The organism is Natranaerobius trueperi (assembly GCF_002216005.1).
GTDB classification, from domain to species: domain Bacteria; phylum Bacillota; class Natranaerobiia; order Natranaerobiales; family Natranaerobiaceae; genus Natranaerobius_A; species Natranaerobius_A trueperi.
This window is the reverse complement of record NZ_NIQC01000084.1, coordinates 1-573: the sequence shown is the minus strand read 5'-3', so window position 1 is coordinate 573 and position 573 is coordinate 1. Positions and strand designations below refer to the sequence as shown.

Below are 573 nucleotides of genomic sequence, written 5' to 3'. Positions count from 1 at the left end.
TCATACGAAAATTTCTAAAGAGTGGAGTTATGTCAAATGGGCTTTTGAGCCCTTCTACCAAAGGTACTCCACAAGGTGGAAACCTGTCTCCACTACTTAGTAATATCTACCTCAATAGTTTTGATCGCCTACTTGAGAATAGGGGACATAAATTTGTGAGGTACGCCGATGACTGTGTCATTTATGTCAAGAGTAAGAGAGCCGCTGAAAGAGTAATGACCAGCTGTACAAAGTACCTTGAGGATAGATTAAAACTTAAGGTAAACCGAGAAAAGAGCAAAACTGAGAGCCCACTAAAACTTAAGTTTCTTGGCTTCTCTCTCTACAAAGTTAGAGGGAAGGTTGGAATCCGACCGCACCAGAAGTCCGTAAAACGGTTCAAGGACAGGGTACGTCAGATAACAAGTCGTAAACGTGGTAGATCGATTCAAAAGATACTTAAAGTTCTTAAAGTATTCACCACAGGCTGGTTAGGCTATTTCTCCATCGCAGATATGAAGAATAGAATCACTGCCCTTAACGAATGGATTAGGCGTAGAATTCGAATGTACTTGTGGAAGCAATGGAAGAAAA

At 40.8% G+C, this 573-nt stretch carries 1 protein-coding gene; it reads left to right on the top strand.

The genetic code is table 11. The features are described from left to right. Window positions 1-29 precede the first annotated feature (29 nt). Window positions 30-573: reverse transcriptase domain-containing protein (locus CDO51_RS13160; protein ID WP_240503596.1), on the top strand; the 544-nt coding region annotated here is incomplete at its 3' end.